We start from the raw sequence: 18658 nt of genomic DNA on the forward strand, positions 1-18658 counted from the left end.
TCCTCGTCGTCGTTGGACATTATCTGGGAGCGTGTGAGGCGTGAGCGAGCCCTCGTCCCTCCCGCATCGCGCGAGGGCTCCGCCTTCGGCAGAATAGCTCGAGCGCGAGACGAAAACGAGCGGTCTCGCGGCGCTGTCCTCAGCGGCGCGCGGGCGGCGCGGGGGGCGTCAGAATCACAATGTCGTTGCGATGCGCGCGGCCGAGCACCAGACGCGCCTCCTCGTCCAGAATATCGGCGTCGACGACGTCGCCGCGCACCAGCGCGAGCTTACGCTCCCATTGAGCGCGCTCGGCCTTCAGCCCGCCGAGCTCGGCGCGCAGCTCGGCGATGCGCTGCTCATATTCGACGCCGGTCTTGAGCCCGCGCTGGCCGTTGACGCCGTGCCAGACGAAATAGCTCGCCACGAGCCCCGCCGCTCCGTAGAGCAGCAGGGGGATCACGAAAGAGCGCAGAACATGACGAGCGAACATGCCGCCACTTTGCGCGAACATTGTATAAGCGCCGTTAACGGCCTGGGTCTCGCCGAATCGGGCGGTCAGCGCCGTCCGCGCGCCACCCGCTCGATCTCCGCGCGCACGAGGCGCTCGACGAGATGCGGAAGATTGTCGTCGAGCCATTGCTTCAGCATGGGCCGCAGCATGTCCTGCGCATAGCGCTCGATGAGATCGGCCTCGCTGATGACGATGCTCGCCGCCAGCGCCTGGAAATGCGCGCCGATCGACATGGCCGCGTCGGTCGAGACGAGCGGCGTCGGATCGCTGTCATTGGCCGGCTCGGCCGGGCTCGGCTCGATGCTCGCGATCATCTGCTCCTCGACCGGCTCCTCCGCTATGTCTTCCACATAGGGCTCCTCGGCCGCAGCGACGACAGGCTCGTCGAGCTTTTCGTCGACGACCTCCTCCGCCGTGCCCTCGGACCAGCGGCTCTGATCCGCCGATTCGGGAGCCGGCGCGGCTTCCGCTTCCGGAGCGGCGGACGGCCGCAGCCAGAAATCGGCTGGCTTGGCGGGCTCGACCTCGGGAACCGGAACGGGTGCGACGGCGATCGGCGCAGGGGCCGCGGGACGAGCGGCCACGGGCGCGCGCAAGGCGGGGGCAGGCGCGAGCCGCGCCTCCTCGCGCTGCGACGGCTCGGCCGGGCGCTTCTCCTTGTCGCGCCTCGCGGCCGGCAAAGCGTCGTCGTCGGCGATGATGCGCCGGATCGATGCGAGGATCTCCTCCATCGACGGCTCGTGCGACCGGCGCTCGGCGTCGAGCGCCGGCGCGGTGATCGAAGCGTTCACTGCGCTCATGAGATGTGCTGCTTCCCGTCTCGCGGCGACGGCTCCGCAATATCATCGCCGCGCGCTATTCTTGTCCGCTCACTTCGAGCGTCGAGTCGCATCATCGGATGATTCCCCCCTTTGGTAAAACCACAGGGGTTGTGCGTAAGGGAGTTTGCACACGATTTTTTACGCAGCGTGGCCTTATCGCGCGGCGCTCAGCGCTCGCCGGGCGTGTCGACGCCGATCCACATGCCGCGCACCTGCTCGAAATGCGTCGTCGGATCATAAGCGACGACATCGAGCTGCAAGCTGTCGGCCGAGAGGCGCCCTATGGAGCCGAGCGCCGCGTAAGACGCGACGACGCGATCACGCTGCGCGATGATGAGCGAGACGCGCGCATTGAGCAGCGCATATTGCGCATTGAGCACATCGAGCGTGGTGCGCTGTCCGACCTGCGCCTCCTCGCGCACGCCGCGCAGAGCGATTTCCGCCGCCTTGACAGCGGCTCGGCCGGAGAGAATCGAAGCGCGCGCGGTGTCGAGCTGCGCATAGCTGGAGACGACGCTCGCGCGCACGCTGTCGCGCTGCAGATCGGCGTTGAAGCGCGCCTGGCCCAATTGCTCCTTGGCCTGGCGAATCGACGCGTATTCGGAGCCGCCCTGATAGATCGGCACGTCGAGCCGTCCGCTCGCGCCGGCGGAGAATTGCCGAGTCTGGGGCGATCCCAGAAAGGAATCATATTGCTGCGAGAGCTGCGCGGCGACCGAGAGAGTCGGCGCCAGCGCGCCTTCCGCCACCTTCACCGCCGAAGCGGCGACATCCACCTGATGCTGCGCGGCGACGACGCCAGGATGCTCGACGATGGCGACGGCGATCGCCTGATCGAGCGATTTCGGCAGCAGCGATTCGACCGATTGCGCCGGCTGCAGATTTTTCGCCTCGGCGCCGATGATCTGGCGATAAGTGGCGACGCTGGTCTTCAGTTGCCCTTGCGCGCCGTAGAGCTCGGTGCGCGCCTGAGCGAGAGTCGATTCGGCCTGGGCGACGTCGGTGCGCGTCACCTCGCCCACTGCGAATCGGTCGCGCGTGCGCTCGAGCTGCTGCTCCAGCACGGCGACATTGTTCTTGCGCAGATCGAGCACCGCCGTGTCGCGCAGAACATTCATATAGGCGGCGGCGCCATTCTGCAGCGTCGCCTGCTCGGTGAGGCGCATCCCCTCGCGCGCGGCGTAGACGCCAGATTCGGCCTGACGCACGGAATTGCCGGTGCGGCCGCCGTCATAGAGCGTCTGCGAGAGGCTCAGCGTCGCGCCGCGCGGATAGCCGACGTATTCGTCATACATATAGGTGCGCTGGCCGGTCTGCTGGCTGCGGCCGGCCGGAATCTTGATGTTGGAGTTCTGCGGCCCGGCGCTCGCCGAAATGCTGGCCTTGGGACGCATTCCGGCGGCGGCCTTGGGCGCGTCCTCGTCCTTGGCGCGCACATTGGCGCGCTGCTGATTCATATCGGGATTGCCGTGATAGGCGCGCGCCAGCGCCTCCTTCAGCGTCTCCGCGCCGGCGGCGGACGGAGCCGCGAGGCCGAGGGCGAAAAGCCACAGCCCGAGCCAGGAAGACGGACGCAATTCGACGATACGCATTCCACAAAGACCCGCTCTGGAACAAAGCGCGCCCGGCGCTCGACGAGAGCGCGGGGCGAGCCCTACGGCCTACTCACGGAACACGACGCTCGAAACAGGGCGATTCCAAGCCGAAACGACGAAGGCTTTGGAACGCTCGCCCTCAGAACACGAAACCCGGCGCTTTTTCAAAGCCCTCCAGAACGGGCGCGGAAGCGTCGAACAGAGCGCGCGCGCCGGCCGGGGCGCCGCCGGAGCGATCGAAACGGGTGACGGCCCAGCCGGAGTCCGGCTCCGCCTTGGCGATGGCGAGCAGGCGGCCATCGGGGGTGAGCTGCTCGAAGAGACGATCGAGGCCCGCCTCGACCGCGCCCTGCACGATGATGACGTCGAAGGGCGCGGCGGCGGGAGCGCCGGCCGCGAGCGGCCCGGTCTCGACGCGCACATTGGCCGCGCCGATGAATTGCAGATAGGAGCGCGCCGTCGCCGTGAGGCGGGCGTCGTCCTCGAGGGCGACGATCTCGCGCGCCAGCGGCGACAGCAGCGCCGAGGAGTAGAAAGCGCCGCCGGCGACGTCGAGCACGCGATCCGTCTCGCGAATGCCCGCCTCCTGCAGCAGGCGGGCGAGCACCAGCGGCGGCAGCAGCGCCCGGCCGGGACGGCCATTTTCGTTCTCGAGCGTCAGCGCGAGATCGGAATAGGCGAGCGGGGCGAGATCATGCGGCAGGAAGAGCTCGCGCGGCACGGTGAGGAAGCGCCGCAGCAGCGGCAGGTCCGTCACATCGAATGTGCGCAGCTGCCGCTCGACCATCGTCTGGCGCAGGGTCGCGGTCGCCGCGCCATGTTGCGAATTCGTCTGTGCGTGGAGCTCAGCAGCTTCGGCCATCGACCTTCCGGCGTCGCGCCGGCCTCTCGCGGGGGGTCTCGACGACGGCCGCCGGTCCGCCGCGGGCGCCCCGCCTCATGAAAGACGCCAAAATTCCAAAGAAGGCGTTCGGACGGGCCGGCTCCTCTCGCCGAACGCATTCGCTTCGCCGCGCTGCAAGAGCTCGGCCGTGCGCTTTATAGGTTCGCGCCGCGCCCATGTCCATGGCGGCCCGGCGCCTTCCCCTCAATTCCGCTCGAGCTCGCCGAGCAGAGCGCCGGCGGGATCGCTCTCGGAGAGCGCGCGCATCTGCGCCAGCGTGCGATTGTCCAGCACATTGGCGATGGCGTCGCGGGCTTCCAGCATCAGCAGCCGCACGGTGCAGCGGGCCTCGTTCTCGCAATCGTCGCAGCGACGATAGACCGTGCGGCTGGCGCATTGGATCGGCGCCAGCGGCCCGTCGAGCACCCTTATGACGTTCCCGACACGTATCTCCTGCGGCGAGCGGGCCAGCGTGTAGCCGCCGCCCTTGCCCTTCTTGGAATGGACGAAGCCGGCGTTGCGCAGCTCGCCGAGGATGGCGTCGAGAAATTTCTTGGGGATTTGATTCGCCGCGGCGATATCGGTGACGAGCGCCGTCCGCCCCGGCTCGAAGCCGGCCAGATAGACCATCGCCTTCAATCCGTATTTCGCTTTCTTGGTCAACATCGAGCGGCGTCTCCTCGCATCCGCCTCGCCGGCGTCAGGGGTTATTTTTTCTCCGGCGAACGGATTCTACAGTAAAATGGCGCCATTGCGCGGTTATTGTCCACTGGCGGCCCGCTCGCCCGGGATCCAGCCGCACGGAGCCGAATGATGGTTTTCTTCTACAGCCTATAAAACACATCGAAAAACCGCAGCCGAACGGCCTTTCGCCGGCCGCACCGCCCTCCACGCGCCAATTTCGCGGCGGGGAGCGGGATTGGTAACGCTGGCGTCACAGCCCGACCCATCCGGCTCGAGCGCAACTTCTTACCTTGACATGTTATAGTATTTTTGTGGACTATAGGAAAATCATTCTCGAAAGCCACGGGACGCGCCATGGACGCCATCGACCGCCACATTCTTTCGATACTTCAGGAGGACGCCTCCCTCTCCATCGCCGACATAGCGGCGCAGGTCGGGCTGTCGCAAACCCCCTGCTGGAAGCGCATTCAGCGGCTGGAGGCGAGCGGCGTTCTGCAGGGCCGGGTCGCCCTGCTCTCGCCCGAGAAGCTCGGCCTCGGCCTCAGCGTCTATGTCTCCATCGTGGCCGGCGAGCATTCGGACGCCTGGCTCGACCGCTTCACCGGCGCCGTCGCGGCCATGCCGGAGGTGGTGGAGTTCTATCGCATGGCCGGCGACGTCGATTACATGCTGCGCGTCGTCGTGTCCGACATGGTGGCCTTCGACGAATTCTACAAGCGTCTGATCGCGGTCGCGCCTTTGCGCAATGTCGTGTCGCGCTTCGCCATGGAGCGGATCAAGGCGACGACCGCTCTGCCGCTGGAAACCGCCCCGCCCATCGCTTTTCCCCGCGCGCGCCGGGTGGCCGAAGAGGCCGTTGCAGGATAAGCTCTGCGGCAAGCGCGTCAGCGACCAACACAATTCCAGGAGCAACTCATGTCAGAGGCAGTATCGGCGCCTATTTACGTCCGTTCGGAAAAACCGGGGCGCGGCCGCATTTATGATTCGATCACGCAGACCCTCGGCGACACGCCGCTGGTGCGTTTCGACCGTCTCGCCAAAGAGAAGGGCGTCAAAGCCAATCTTCTCGGCAAGCTCGAATTCTTCAATCCGCTCGCCAGCGTGAAAGACCGCATCGGCGTCAATCTCATCGATTCGCTGGAGAAGAGCGGCCGCATCGCCCCGGGCCGCAATCTGCTCATCGAGCCGACCTCCGGCAACACCGGCATAGCGCTCGCCTTCGTCGCCGCCGCGCGCGGCTATCGCCTCATTCTGGTGATGCCGGAATCCATGTCGATCGAGCGTCGGCGCATTCTCGCCGTGCTCGGCGCCGAGCTGGTGCTGACGCCCGCCGCGCAGGGCATGAAGGGCGCCGTCGCCAAGGCCACCGAGCTCGCCGCCGAAAATCCCGACGCAGTCATTCCGCAGCAATTCGAGAATCCGGCCAATCCCGAGATCCATCGCCTCACCACTGCCGAGGAAATCTGGAACGACACCAAAGGCGAGGTCGATTACTTCGTCTCCGGCGTCGGCACGGGCGGCACCATCACCGGCGTCGGCCAGGTGCTGAAGCCGCGCCGCCCGGGTCTCAAGGTCGTCGCCGTGGAGCCCGAGGATTCGGCCGTGCTCTCCGGCCGTCCGCCGGGACCGCATAAGATTCAGGGCATCGGCCCGGGCTTCGTGCCGCCGATCCTCGACCGCACGGTCATCGACGAGATCATCACCATCGGCAATCAGACGGCCTTCGACACCGCGCGCCAGCTCGCCAAATTCGAAGGCATTCCGGTCGGCATCTCGTCCGGCGCCGCCGTCGCGGCCGCGCTCGAGATCGCCGCGCGCCCGGAGGCGGAAGGCAAGAATATCGTGCTGATCATCCCCGACTTCGCCGAGCGCTATCTCTCGACCGCGCTGTTCGAAGGCGTCTGATCCGATCTCGGCGATCCGGGCCGCATCGGCTCGGATCGCCCGATTTTTATTCAATGCGTATGAGGCTTTTGCGGAGCGGCCTTGCCGCGGCGCTCCAAATGGCGGCGGCCGAAGCGGCCCGTCCAATAGGCGACGAAGACGATGAAGAAATAAATCAGCAGCATCCACGGCCAGCGCTCGCTCGCGCTCTCCGCCTTATCGGAGAATTTGATCCAGCCTTCGAAGAGATATTCGACTCCAAAGCCGAAGATGAAGGTGAGAATCAGCACGCTCTTCCACCAGGAGAGGCGAAAAAAGCCGATCGCGAGCGCGACCATCAAGGCGACGACGCCGACGCCATTGATGAACTGCTGCAGCAGGCCTTCGAAAAACAATGTGATCAGGCGAACGACCAAGACCATGCGGCGCCCCTCTGGGATCGACGAAACACGCGCATACTACACATTCGGCAGATGCTGCGCGAGCGCCTCCAGCACCGCCATGCGCACGGCGACGCCCATTTCCACCTGATCCCTGATGAGCGAGCGGGGGCCGTCGGCCACGCTCGAGTCGATCTCGACGCCGCGATTCATCGGCCCCGGATGCATCACCAGCGCATCGGGCGCGGCATAGGCGAGCTTCTCCTCGTCGAGACCGAAGAAATGGAAATATTCGCGGCTGCTCGGCACAAAAGCGCCATTCATGCGCTCGCGCTGCAGCCTCAGCATCATCACTATGTCCGCGCCGGCGAGTCCCGTCGGCATGTCGTGGAACACTTCGACGCCGAGCCGCGACAGCGAATCGGGCGCGAGAGTAGAGGGACCGACCGCGCGCAGCCGCGCGCCCAACGCGCTCAAAAGAATAATGTTGGAGCGCGCGACGCGCGAATGCAGAACATCGCCGCAGATCGCCACCGTGAGCCCCTCGATGCGGCCCTTGTGGCGGCGGATCGTCAAAGCGTCCAGCAGCGCTTGCGTCGGATGCTCATGGGCGCCGTCGCCGGCGTTGACCACGGCGCAATCCACCTTGCGCGCCAGAAGATGCACGGCGCCGGCGCGGGCGTGACGCACCACCAAAATATCCGGCCGCATGGCGTTGAGCGTCATCGCCGTGTCGAGCAGCGTCTCGCCCTTCTTCTCCGAGGAATTGGCGACCGACATGTTCATGACGTCAGCGCCGAGCCTTTTGCCTGCGATCTCGAATGAAGCCTGCGTGCGGGTGGAGGATTCGTAGAAGAGATTGACCTGGGTGCGGCCGCGCAGCGTGGCGCGCTTCTTCTCCACCTGGCGGGAAACCTCGATCGCCTCCTCCGCCATATCGAGCAGAGTGAGAATGTCGATGCGCGACAGCCCCTCTATGCCGAGCAGATGGCGATGCGGGAAGGCGGGATGCAGTTTTTGCGGCATGCCGCCGTCTATAACAGTTTCCCGCGCGCTGGCCAGCCTTCCCGCCGCGCGCTCATGGTTGAGAAATCCTCGAGACGATCGCTCGAAAGCGACGGCGGAACCAAAGGGGATGAAAAAGAGTTCTCGCCTTTGCCCGTCTCAGAGACGCTCTTTCCCTGAATTTTTCACGAAACAGGAGATCGCCATGCACATTCGGCTCGGCTCGCCGCTCCTCGCGGCGGCCCTCTCCCTCTGCGCCGCCACGGCCATGGCGGCGACCACCGTCGCCACGGATTTCTCCAACATGCGCTCCGGTCCCGGCGCGCGCTGGCCGGTCATCGCCCAAATCCCGGCCGGCGCCAAAATCCGGCTCGACAATTGCGGGCCGGGCTGGAAACACGATTGGTGTCAGATCCGCTACAAGGGCAAGCGCGGCTTCGTCGCCGCCAACACGCTGGAGCCGACGATGAAGAATGTCGTCGTCGCGCCGCTCGTCACCCGCGACACCACGGCCGTGCGCTCCGGCCCCGGCGGAAACTGGAAGGTCGTCGCCAAGATCCCGCCGGGCCAGAAGGTCGCCGCATCCGCCTGCCAAAAGGGCTGGATGACCAGCTGGTGCAAAGTCACCTATGAGGGCAAGTCCGGCTATGTCGACCGCAATTATCTGAAGCGGAAGGGCGCCGTCTTCGCCCGCTAAAGAGATTTCCCCCGCGACGAGACAGCCCGCGGCCGCGCCCGACGGCCCCGGGCTTTTTCTCGCGCGTATGCTCTCAAAAGACCATAGTGGACGACGCCCGCTCACGCGCCCTCGAGCCGATTGACATATGCTCAGTGCGAGCATATCTGTAGCGCTAAGAGTGATTGGCGAGGGTTGCTCAATCCCGCCATGACACTTAAGCTACAAAATAAGCCTCCGTCGGGCGGCGCCCGAAGGAGATTTTGATCGACCGACTTATGCTCGAATTGAGCATAAGTGAGGATGGAGCAAGGTCCATGACCCTCACCTTCCCCGAGAAGAAGCGCCTCGATGCGCCCGCCATCGGCGCGCTCGTCGGAGCGGAGCAGCGCTTTCCGGTGCTGCCCATGCCCAATCTCGCCTGGAACAAGGAGGTCGAGGCCGCGACCGCCCATCTCTATGAGCGGGTGGCGAAGGTCATGCCGGCGATCGAATGGGCGTTCCATGCGCCTTATGTGAAGGCGATCAACGAGCTGAAGCGGGAACGCAACGCCGTCATCCTGGCCCACAACTATCAGACGCCGGAAATCTATCATTGCGTCGCCGATTTCGTCGGCGACAGCCTGCAGCTCGCCAAGCTCGCGGCCACCTCCGACGCCGAGATCATCGTGCAGGGCGGCGTGCATTTCATGGCCGAGACCTCGAAGATTCTGAGCCCCGAGAAAGTGGTGCTCATGCCCGATCTCGAGGCCGGCTGCTCGCTGGCCGCCTCCATCACCGCCGCCGACGTTCGCGCGCTGCGCGCCGAATATCCGGGCGTGCCGATCGTCGCCTATGTCAACACTTCCGCCGATGTGAAGGCGGAGGTGGATATTTGCTGCACCTCCTCCAACGCGCTGAAGGTCGTCGAGAGCCTCGGCTCCGATCGCGTCATCATGCTGCCGGACCGCTATCTCGCCGAGAATGTCGCCGCGCAGACAAATGTGAAGATCATCGCCTGGCGCGGCGCCTGCGAGGTGCACGAGCGCTTCACCGCGGAAGAGCTCGAGACCTATCGCGCCGATCATCCGGGCGTGAAGATCATCGCCCATCCCGAATGCCCGCGCGAGGTGGTGGAGATTTCCGATTTCGCCGGCTCGACCGCGGCGATGATCGATTATGTGCGCGCGAAAAAGCCGGCGCGCGTGCTGCTCGTGACCGAATGCTCCATGGCCGACAATGTGGCGGCGGAGACGACGGGAACCGAGTTCATCCGCCCCTGCAATTTCTGCCCGCATATGAAGCGCATCACGCTGCCGAAGATTCTCGACGCGCTGGTCCACATCCGCGAGGAGGTGACGGTCGATCCGCTGATCGCCGCGCGCGCGCGCGTCTCCGTGCAGCGGATGATCGATCTGGGGTGATGGATTTGCGAGCCTGAAGGCTCGCGGTCCAGGGCGCACATTGGACCGCGAGCCTTCAGGCTCGCATCTCTCGAGGAGCGCGGCCATGACGGCTCGATACGAGGCTCTGATCGCAGCGATCGACGCCGCCAACGCCGACGATCCACGCAAAGTGACGGCCGATGGAGCCGAGCGCGCTTTCGAGATCGTCTACGCCGAGCGCATGACGGCGCGCCTCGCCGCGCTCTATCCCGACGCCTCGGAGCTGCTGCAAATCGCAACGCGCGCGCAGCATTTGCGCCGCTGGGACATTCCACGCGAGAGCTTCCCGCTCGGCCGCCACGGCTATAATGATTGGCGCAAGGAGTGCCGCGCGCATCACGCGCGCCTCGTCGGCGAGCTCATGCGCGCGCAGGGCTATGCGGAAGACGAGATCGCGCATGTCGGCGCGATCATCCGCAAGGAGAAGCTGAAGAAGGATCGCGATTCTCAAGCGCTGGAGAATGTCGCGGCCATCGTCTTCCTCGAGCATTATTTCGACGACTTCCACGAGAAATACAAAGACTACGACGACGACAAGATCGTCGACATTCTCGGCAAGACGCTGTGCAAAATGTCGCCCAAGGGCCATGGCGCGGCGCTGGCCCTGCCATTGCCGGAGCGCACGCGCACGCTGGTGGCGGCGGCCATCGCCAAGGAGAGCGAGGCGCTCGCCAAGCTCGCAGCCGTAGCGATCGACTAATGGCCGGCGCGCCCCCTCCCCACCCCTCCCCCGCTTTGCGGGAGAGGGAGCAGATTCCGCGCGTCATCGACATTTCCCGCAACGCCCGCCGCCCCCTCTCCCGCAAGGCGAGGGAGGGTGAGGGAGGGGGCGCGGCGCATGCTCGGGAGCTTTCACAGTGGTGGTGACACAGACTCCCATCCTCATCGTCGGCGGCGGCCTCGCCGGCCTCTTCTGCGCATTGAAGCTCGCGCCGCGCCGCGTCCGCGTGCTCACTCCAGGCTCCATCGACGAAGGCGCCGCGTCCTTCTGGGCGCAGGGCGGCGTCGCCGCGGCCGTGCTCGACACGGATTCGCCGGAGCGCCACGCCGAGGACACGCTGAAGGCCGGCGCCGGCATCGTCGATGCGGAAATCGCGCTCGGCATGGCGCGCGAAGCCCGCGCGCGCATCGAAGATCTTCTCTCCTATGGCGTGCCTTTCGATCGCGCCGACGGCAAATTCACGCCCTCGCGCGAGGCCGCCCATTCCGAGCGGCGCATCGTGCGCGTCAAAGGCGACACCGCCGGCCGGGCGATCATGGAGACGCTCGTCGCCGCCGTTCGCGCGACGCCTTCCATCGAATTATTGGAAGGCTTTTCCGCCCAGGAATTGCTGACCCATGACGGACGCGTCATCGGCCTGCGCGCGCGCGGCCGCGACGGCCTTTTGCGCGATTTTCTCTCGCCCGCCACAGTGTTGGCGACGGGCGGAATCGGCCATCTCTACCGCGTCACCACAAATCCCAAGGAAGCGCGCGGCATCGGCCTCGCAATGGCGGCGCGCGCCGGCGCGCTCGTCGCCGATGCGGAATTCGTGCAATTCCATCCGACCGCGATCGACATAGGCGTCGATCCGGCGCCGCTGGCGACAGAATCTCTGCGCGGCGAAGGCGCGATCATCATCGACCGCGCCGGCCATCGATTCATGGCGGAGATCGATCCGGCCGCCGAGCTCGCGCCGCGCGACATCGTGGCGCGCGGCGTCTTCGCTTCCATCGCGGCGGGAGGCGGCGCTTTTCTCGATGCGCGCGCGACTGTGGGCGCGGAGTTTCCCGCGCGCTTTCCGACCGTCTATGCGAGCTGCATGGCTGGCGGCGTCGATCCTGTGACCGCGCCCATTCCGATCGCGCCCGCTGCGCATTATCACATGGGCGGCGTCGCCACCGATGCGCGCGGGCGGACATCTCTCGCCGGACTTTGGGCGGCCGGCGAGGTCGCCTCCACCGGCGTGCATGGCGCCAATCGCCTCGCCTCCAACTCGCTGCTCGAGGCGGTGGTGTTCGCGGCGCGCATCGCGAGCGACATAGGCGAGCAGAATGTCGAGGCCGCGCCCGCCCCGGCCCCGTCGCCCGACGCGGCCGACGCGCCCGAGCAGAGCCTCGTCGACGAATTGCGCGATGTGATGGCGCGCGATGTCGGCGTTATCCGTGATGCGATCGGGCTCACGCGCGCGGCGCGGGCGATCCTGCGCATAGAGGCGACGACAGCCAATGCGCAATTGCGCAATATGGCGCTGACCGCTCTGCTGGCGACGAGCGCGGCGCTGGCGCGGCGCGAGAGCCGCGGCGCACATTTCCGCTCCGATTTTCCGCGAGCCGAGGACGCGCTCGCGCATCGCTCCTATATGACAATGGCGCAAGCGCGCGCCATCGCCGAGGAGGCGCTTAGATGACGTCCGCCCCCTGGACGCTCCCCGCCCTGCAAATAGAAGAGGCCGTGCGCGCCGCTCTCGCCGAGGATTTCGGCCGCGCCGGCGACATCACCACTCAGGCGACGATCCCCGAGACCGCCAGCGCCCGCGCCGTCATCGCCGCGCGCGAGGACGGCGTCGTCGCGGGCCTCGGCGTGGCGGCGGCCGCCTTTCGCCTCGTCGACCCCGCCGTCGTCTTCACGCCCGCGACGCAGGACGGCGCGCGCATCGGCGAGGGCGATGTTCTCGCCCATATCGAAGGCCCGGCGCGCGCCATTCTCTCGGCGGAGCGCGTCGCCTTGAATTTCCTCGGCCGGCTCTGCGGAATCGCCACGCTCACGGCGCGCTATGCCGAGAAAATCGCGCATACGAAGGCCAAGGTCTGCGACACGCGCAAGACGACGCCGCTGCTGCGCGCATTCGAGAAATATGCGGTGCGCTGTGGCGGCGGCGCCAATCACCGCTTCGGCCTCGATGATGCGGTGCTGATAAAGGACAATCATATCGCCGTCGCCGGCGGCGTCGGCCCCGCATTGCGCGCGGCCAAAGCCTTCGCCGGCCATATGGTGAAGATAGAGATAGAGGTCGACACGCTCGCGCAGCTCGAGGAGGTCCTCGCCGAAGGCGCGGATATCGTGCTGCTCGACAATATGGCGCCCGATTCTTTGCGCGCCGCGGTCGCGCTGATCGGCGGCGCAATGCGCGCGGAAGCGTCCGGCGGCGTCACGCTGGAGACGATCGCAGCAATAGCGGAGACGGGCGTCGATCTCATTTCCGTCGGCGCGCTCACGCATTCCGCGAAAACGCTGGATCTCGGCCTCGATATAGAGATCGGCTGATCCGCGCGTGATGCGAGCCTTCAGGCTCGCTTTGTGTCCGCGCGAGCCGATCGGGCGAAGCCGTATCACACCTCCCGCCGCAGCCGCGCGAGCGATGCGCTGCGATTGATCATCACTTCCTCGAAGCGCGATGAGAGCAGAAAGGCGAGCTCCTGCTCGCGCGTCACCGTCACCGGGTCCTGCGCGCGCAAATCCTCGTCGACGCGGCCGGGATGGCACATCACCAGATGCCGCTCGCCGGGCGCGCGCAAATAGGTTTCGAATTGCGCGGCGTAATCGCTGCGCGGATCGAAATCGGAGAAGCCGGCGAAGCCTTCGTTGAGCAGAAAGCCGCGCGTCACCGCCTCGCGCCGATAGCCGCGGCCGATGGCGCGGACCACCATGGCCTTGCGCATGTCGGCGCCGCGAATCACGATGCGATGCATCCGATCGCCGGCGTCGCGCAGCCAGAGCTTCTCGCCCGTGAGGCCGCGCTTCTCCAGCGCGTCGAACAGCGCCGTGCGCACGCCGGGCAGCGCATGGACATGCTGATGCCCGTCGAGATGGTCCGGCGCGCGGCCCATCACCGCGTAAAAGCGGTCGATCTGGCGGTCGATCTCGGCGCTGATCTCCTCCATCGGCAGCTTTCCGCGCATGGCGGCGCGAATCACCTCGCGCAGCGGCGGAAACACGCCGCCGGGCGCGAATTTCGGCATATTGGTGAGCGGACGCCCGAGCGTCAGATTGAAATGCACGCCAATGTCGGCGTCATGGCGGCGGCGCGCCAGCTCCCGCCCCATGGCCGGCCAGCGATCGACATTGGTGAGCGCGGAGACCGCCGTCAGCCGCCCGACGTCCAGCGCCTCGAGAATGCCGAGGCTGACGCCCATGGAGAGGCCGTAATCATCCGCGCAGAGCGCGACCGCACGTTGCGCCGCCATCTTCCTACCCCGTCCTCCCGGCTTCGGCGCGCTTGCGCATTTTCGCGCGCCCGCCTAGGTCTTGCCCGTTTCTCTTGCCCGGTCCGAACCTATAAGGCGAGCGATGGACGATAAAGCCGAAAATCCGCCGGAGATATCCGTAGCCATTCCAGTCTTCAATGAGGCGGCCAATCTTCGCCCGCTGGTCGCCAGGCTGAAGCCCGTGCTGGAGCGTTGCGCCGCCTCTTTCGAGATCGTCTTCGTCGATGACGGCTCCTCGGACGCCACGCTCGCGCGGCTGCGCGAATTGCATAGAGAGGACGCCCGCGTCAAAGCAGTGTCCTTCAGCCGCAATTTCGGCAAGGAGATCGCCATAGCCGCCGCTCTGGACCATTCCCGCGGCGCGGCCGTGGCGCTGATGGACGCCGACCTCCAGCATCCGCCGGAGACGATCGCCGAATTCGTCGCCAAATGGCGCGAGGGCTATAAGAACGTCTATGGCGTGCGCCGCGACCGCGCCGGCGAACCGCTGATGCGAACGCTCTTCGCCAATCTCTTCTACGGCCTGTTCGATCGTTTCGGCGAGACGCCGCTGCCGCGCGGCGCCGGCGACTTCCGCCTGCTCGACCGCCAGGCGATCGACGCGCTCTCGCGCATGCGCGAGCGGGCGCGCTTTTCGAAAGGCCTCTTCGCCTGGATCGGCTTCAAATCGATCGGCGTGCCTTTCGAGGTGGAGGAGCGCGCCTCCGGCCGCTCCAAATTCAATTACTCCAAGCTCATCCGCTTCGCGCTGGACGGGCTCATGTCCTTCTCCTCCGTGCCGCTGAAGGTCTGGGCGGTGATCGGAATCACCGTCTCGACCTTCGCGCTCGCCATGGCGGCCTATTATTTCTGGCGCACGGTGTTCTATGGCGTGGATGTCCCGGGCTACGCCTCGCTGATCGTCTCCATCGCCTTTCTCGGCGGAATGCAGCTGTTCTCGCTGGGCGTGCTCGGAGAGTATATCGCGCTCATTTTTGGCGAGGTGAAAGGACGCCCGCTCTATCTCGTCGCTGAGCGTGTGGGGGTGGAAGACGATGAGCCTGCGAGATCATTCAAATGAATATAAGGCTCCCGAGTCACCCTCACGCTGAGGAGCGCCTGAAAGGCGCGTCTCGAAGCGCGCCGCATCTATCGGTTCCGCCTTCTGGAGCCCCTCGTGCTTCTAGACGCGGCCTGCGGCCGCTCCTCAGCATGAGGGGGATCGTGGTCGTTCCATGATCCGCAATCTCCTCTCCGTCGGCGGCTTCACGCTGCTATCGCGCATCACCGGCTTTCTGCGCGATGTGATGCTGTCGGGCATTCTCGGCGCCGGGCTCGCGGCGGACGCTTTCTTCATCGCCTTTCGCCTGCCCAATCATTTCCGCGCCATTTTCGGCGAAGGCGCCTTCAACGCCGCTTACGTCCCCTGCTATTCCAAGGCGCTCGAGCAGCAGGGAAAAGACTCGGCGAAGGAGTTTTCGAGCGAGGTTTTCACGCTTCTGCTCGCCTCGCAGATCGTTCTGCTCCTTCTCGCCTACGCCTTCATGCCGCAATTCGTCGCCCTGCTCGCGCCGGGGCTCGATGATCGGCCGGAGAAATTCGAGCTCGCCGTTTCGCTGACGCGCATCACCTTTCCCTATCTGCTCTGCATGACTCTGGTGACGCTGCATCAAGGCACGCTCAACGCCAATGGCCGTTTCGCCGCGCCCGCCTTCGCGCCCAATCTGCTCAATCTCACCATGATTGCGGCGCTCGCCGTCGCCTTTCTGTTTCCGAGCGCGGCCTATGCCGCCGCCTGGGGCGTGACCATCTCCGGCGTCTTGCAGCTCGCGCTGCTGATGGCCAACGCCCGCATGATCGGCGTGATGGAAGGCCTCGCGCGGCCGCATTGGAAGCGCGTGCGCGAATTCTTCCTGATGCTCGGGCCGGCGGTGATCGGCTCGGCGAGCGGGCAGATCGCCATTTTCGCCGATACGATCATCGCGTCGATGTTGCCGGACGGCGGCGTCTCCTCGATCAATTACGCCGATCGCATCTATCAGCTGCCCAATGGCGTCATCGGCCTCGCCGCCGGCACAGTGCTGCTGCCAGAGATGAGCCGCCGCATCGCCGCCGGCGACGAGGATGGCGCCCATGCGGCACAAAATCGCGTGATGGCGCTGACCATCGCGCTGGCCGCGCCTTTCTTCATCGCCTTTGTGACGATCCCCGAGCTGATCATGAGCGGCGTCTTCCTGCGCGGCGCCTTCACCCATGCCGACGCCGTAGCCGCCGCCGATGTGCTCGCGGCCTATGGCGGCGGGCTGATGGCGCTGGTGCTGATCGCCTCGGCGCGCGCGAGCTTTCAGGCGCATGGCGACACCAAGACGCCCATGTATGTCGCGCTCGGCGCTGTCGTCGTGAATGTGGGGCTGAAGATCGCGCTCTATGAGCCGATGGGCGCGCCCGGCCTCGCCACTGCGACCTCCGTCGGCCTATGGATCAATCTCGCGGCGCTTATCGGCCTCGCGCTGCATCGCGGGGCGATGCGCTTCGACGAGACGTTTTTGCGCGTCTCCATCGCGAGCCTTTGCGCCAGCTTACCGCTGCTGGCGACGGCGATCTATGGCTATGGGCCGGCGATGGCGCTGGCTCGGCTTGTCGGACCATTGCGCGATATCGCCGCGCTGCTGCTGCTGGGCGCGGCGGGAGCGCTCGTCTATGCGGGCGTTCTCGCCGTCTGCCTGCGCGCCTTCGGCCTGCGCCTGTCGCAACTGCGACGGGCAAAACGCTGACACGCATCGAGAAGCGAGCCTGAAGGCTCGCGGTCCAACGCTCGCCCCGGACCGCGAGCCTTCAGGCTCGCTTCTGTCCGCCGGACGAGAACGACCTCACAGAAACTGCGACAGCCCCGGCACCGAATCGGTAATTTCCTTCAGCTTCTCCTTGCCCACCAGCCCTTCGGCGTGAGCGAAGAACTCCTTGGCCAGCGCCTGGCTCTGATCCAGGGAGAGGCCGACGCTGGAGAGCCGGCCGGCGAGCGCCATCAGATCGCCCTTGGAGCCGCCGACGAGGCCGCCGAGCCCGCCCAGCAAGCCGCCGAGCAGCCCGCCATCCGCCGCCGGTGCGGCCTCGGCCGCGGCGATCGCCTCCTCGGCGCCGGGCAGCTTGGCGATGAGATCGGCCGCCGGACCGTCCGGGAATTCCTTGCGGAAAAAGCCGAGCACATGGCCGGCGGCGAGGCGCGCCGTCTCGGGCTCGACGCCGAGCGCTGCAGAAATGCGGGCGATCAATTCATCCATGCTCGGCTCCTACTTCAAAAACGTATGGCCCGCCCCGTCTGCAAGCAGTTTTATCGAGAGCGCCTTCTGATGGGTCTGCGTCAACGTATCCGGCCTCGGGGCGAGCCCCCGGCCAAGATGGAGATACGCGCGTTCCGGTCCTCATAAAAGTCTCGGCGTCGAACGCCGTTTTTTGAACCAGGTTTCCAGAACGCCGTTCGACTATCAGTCAGGCCATCTTTCGATCCACCACCCGCAAACATCGTCGGACGATCAGCAGCACATGCGCCGAACGACCAGTCTCACGCCGCCAGGATCGCCTCCTTGTCGGCAAATGTTTCTCCACGCCGCAGCACCGCCCAGGAGATCCGCGCCAGCTTGTTGGCAAAGGCGACGACCGCGACATTCTGATGCACGCGGGCGAGCAGCGTCGTCAGCCACCGCCCGAGCGACGTGTCGCGTTTGGCGACATGGGGGAGCGCCGCCCGCGCGCCATGGATGAGTTGCCTGCGCAAATATCGGTTGCCCCGCTTGCTGATCCCGAGCAGTTTCGGCTTGCCCCCCGTCGTCGCCTGACGGGGGACCAGGCCGAGCCAGGCCGCAAGATCGCGACCATGCTCGAACGTCTCGGCCTTTCCGATCGCCGCCAACAAGGCCGAAGCGATCAGGGCGCCGACGCCCGGTATTGTCGCCAGTCGCCGGGCGTCCTCGTTCTCTTTGGCGAAAGCCGTGAACTCCGCGTCGAAGGCGGCGATGCGCTTGTCCAGCTCGCGCCATTGCGTGCGAGCGTCGTCGACGAGCCTGTACATCCGGTCGCTCAAAGTGTGTCGGCCCCCTTCGTCCAGCATGACGGCGAGATAATCCGCGAGATGACGTTTACCCTTGGGAACGACGATTCCGCGCTCCAGAAGGATCGCCCGCAGTTGGTTGATCAGCGCCGTCCGTTCGCCGACCAGTCGGTCGCGAGACCGATGCAACGTCTGGATGTCGAGCTGATCCTGCGTTTTCAGTTCCACAAAGCGCATGGTCGGCCGCGTCGCCGCCTCGGCGATCCCTTCAGCGTCGCGATCGTCGTTCTTCTGCGCTTTCACATAGGGGCGAACATATTCGGGCGACATCAGCCGAACCTCGTGGCCATGAGCCGCGAAGACCCGCCCCAGATGATGAGCGCCGCAGCACGCTTCCATCGCGACGACACAGGCCGGCAGCTTCGCTGCCAAGCCGATCAGCGTCTCCCGCGTCGCCCGCCGCCGCATGACCACCGTCCCGGCCGCGTCGAAGCCAACGAGACTGCAAATATTCTTGCCGATGTCGATCCCGAGCACGGAAACCTTCGTCTTCATGACCAATCCCTCCGTTCTATCGCCGGCGAGCCTACTACGCCGG

Annotated in this window: 19 protein-coding genes; 9 read left to right on the plus strand and 10 right to left on the minus strand. The window is 66.0% G+C overall.

The features are described from left to right. Positions 1-139: 139 nt before the first annotated feature. The 5 genes from K369_RS11600 to K369_RS11620 form a co-directional block, all read right to left on the minus strand. Positions 140-472 carry a septum formation initiator family protein gene (locus K369_RS11600; RefSeq protein ID WP_036294953.1) on the minus strand — a complete coding sequence of 111 codons (333 nt, stop codon included), beginning with the start codon at positions 470-472 and terminating at the stop codon, positions 140-142. A gap of 65 nt (positions 473-537) precedes the next feature. Then, entirely contained in the window at positions 538-1284 is a 747-nt protein-coding gene (locus tag K369_RS11605; protein ID WP_210165050.1) for a PopZ family protein, read from the minus strand. A 197-nt stretch (positions 1285-1481) separates the two neighbouring features. Then, a complete protein-coding gene (locus K369_RS11610) occupies positions 1482-2906 on the minus strand; it encodes a TolC family outer membrane protein (protein WP_036291339.1) in 1425 nt (474 codons plus the stop codon). A 142-nt stretch (positions 2907-3048) separates the two neighbouring features. Then, positions 3049-3771: a protein-L-isoaspartate O-methyltransferase gene (locus K369_RS11615; RefSeq protein ID WP_051949228.1), complete on the minus strand. Its 723-nt coding sequence runs from the start codon at positions 3769-3771 to the stop codon at positions 3049-3051. A 225-nt stretch (positions 3772-3996) separates the two neighbouring features. Further along, positions 3997-4458 (minus strand): Rrf2 family transcriptional regulator, encoded by a 462-nt coding sequence (locus tag K369_RS11620; RefSeq protein WP_036291341.1) that lies wholly within the window; start codon positions 4456-4458, stop codon positions 3997-3999. A 372-nt stretch (positions 4459-4830) separates the two neighbouring features. On the opposite strand from K369_RS11620, the gene K369_RS11625 reads away from it, so the two are divergent. After that, positions 4831-5343, plus strand: a complete 513-nt coding sequence (locus tag K369_RS11625; protein ID WP_024880444.1) for an Lrp/AsnC family transcriptional regulator — start codon at positions 4831-4833, stop codon at positions 5341-5343. 48 nt (positions 5344-5391) lie between these two features. Further along, positions 5392-6381: a cysteine synthase A gene (gene cysK, locus K369_RS11630; RefSeq protein WP_036291343.1), complete on the plus strand. Its 990-nt coding sequence runs from the start codon at positions 5392-5394 to the stop codon at positions 6379-6381. Positions 6382-6431: 50 nt separating this feature from the next. Here the strand turns inward: cysK and K369_RS11635 are convergent, their stop codons facing one another. Then, on the minus strand, positions 6432-6782 hold the full coding sequence (locus K369_RS11635) for a hypothetical protein (RefSeq protein ID WP_036291346.1): 351 nt from the start codon (positions 6780-6782) through the stop codon (positions 6432-6434). A gap of 36 nt (positions 6783-6818) precedes the next feature. Continuing rightward, on the minus strand, positions 6819-7766 hold the full coding sequence (locus K369_RS11640) for an aspartate carbamoyltransferase catalytic subunit (protein ID WP_036291348.1): 948 nt from the start codon (positions 7764-7766) through the stop codon (positions 6819-6821). A gap of 184 nt (positions 7767-7950) precedes the next feature. Here K369_RS11640 and K369_RS11645 point away from each other — a divergent pair, with 184 nt between their 5' ends. The 5 genes from K369_RS11645 (at position 7951) to nadC (ending at position 13092) form a co-directional block, all read left to right on the plus strand. Then, positions 7951-8442, plus strand: a complete 492-nt coding sequence (locus K369_RS11645) for an SH3 domain-containing protein (protein ID WP_024880449.1) — start codon at positions 7951-7953, stop codon at positions 8440-8442. A gap of 296 nt (positions 8443-8738) precedes the next feature. Next, entirely contained in the window at positions 8739-9824 is a 1086-nt protein-coding gene (nadA, locus tag K369_RS11650) for a quinolinate synthase NadA (protein ID WP_036291350.1), read from the plus strand. 85 nt (positions 9825-9909) lie between these two features. Then, positions 9910-10545: a DUF4202 domain-containing protein gene (locus tag K369_RS11655; RefSeq protein WP_036291351.1), complete on the plus strand. Its 636-nt coding sequence runs from the start codon at positions 9910-9912 to the stop codon at positions 10543-10545. Between the two features lie 163 nt (positions 10546-10708). Then, positions 10709-12235, plus strand: coding sequence for an L-aspartate oxidase (locus tag K369_RS11660; RefSeq protein ID WP_051949518.1), 1527 nt, complete (start codon positions 10709-10711; stop codon positions 12233-12235). Next, the gene (gene nadC / locus K369_RS11665; protein ID WP_036291353.1) at positions 12232-13092 is read left to right on the plus strand and encodes a carboxylating nicotinate-nucleotide diphosphorylase; all 861 of its coding nucleotides are present in this window, start codon (positions 12232-12234) and stop codon (positions 13090-13092) included. Before K369_RS11660 ends, nadC begins: the two co-directional genes overlap by 4 nt. A gap of 65 nt (positions 13093-13157) precedes the next feature. Here the strand turns inward: nadC and K369_RS11670 are convergent, their stop codons facing one another. Further along, positions 13158-14012: a ChbG/HpnK family deacetylase gene (locus K369_RS11670; protein ID WP_036291355.1), complete on the minus strand. Its 855-nt coding sequence runs from the start codon at positions 14010-14012 to the stop codon at positions 13158-13160. Positions 14013-14115: 103 nt separating this feature from the next. On the opposite strand from K369_RS11670, the gene K369_RS11675 reads away from it, so the two are divergent. Together K369_RS11675 and murJ are read left to right on the plus strand one after the other, a co-directional pair. After that, complete coding sequence (locus tag K369_RS11675; RefSeq protein ID WP_036291358.1) at positions 14116-15093, plus strand: glycosyltransferase family 2 protein; 978 nt, start codon at positions 14116-14118, stop codon at positions 15091-15093. A gap of 154 nt (positions 15094-15247) precedes the next feature. Further along, positions 15248-16786, plus strand: a complete 1539-nt coding sequence (gene murJ, locus K369_RS11680; RefSeq protein WP_036291360.1) for a murein biosynthesis integral membrane protein MurJ — start codon at positions 15248-15250, stop codon at positions 16784-16786. Positions 16787-16882: 96 nt separating this feature from the next. Here murJ and K369_RS11685 read toward each other — a convergent pair whose 3' ends face one another. Beyond that, the gene (locus tag K369_RS11685) at positions 16883-17293 is read right to left on the minus strand and encodes a DUF2267 domain-containing protein (protein WP_036291363.1); all 411 of its coding nucleotides are present in this window, start codon (positions 17291-17293) and stop codon (positions 16883-16885) included. Between the two features lie 281 nt (positions 17294-17574). Further along, positions 17575-18615, minus strand: coding sequence for an IS110 family transposase (locus tag K369_RS11690; protein ID WP_036286117.1), 1041 nt, complete (start codon positions 18613-18615; stop codon positions 17575-17577). Between the last annotated feature and the right edge of the window lie 43 nt (positions 18616-18658).

It is taken from the genome of Methylosinus sp. PW1 (assembly GCF_000745215.1).
In the GTDB taxonomy this organism is placed as follows: Bacteria; Pseudomonadota; Alphaproteobacteria; order Rhizobiales; family Beijerinckiaceae; genus Methylosinus.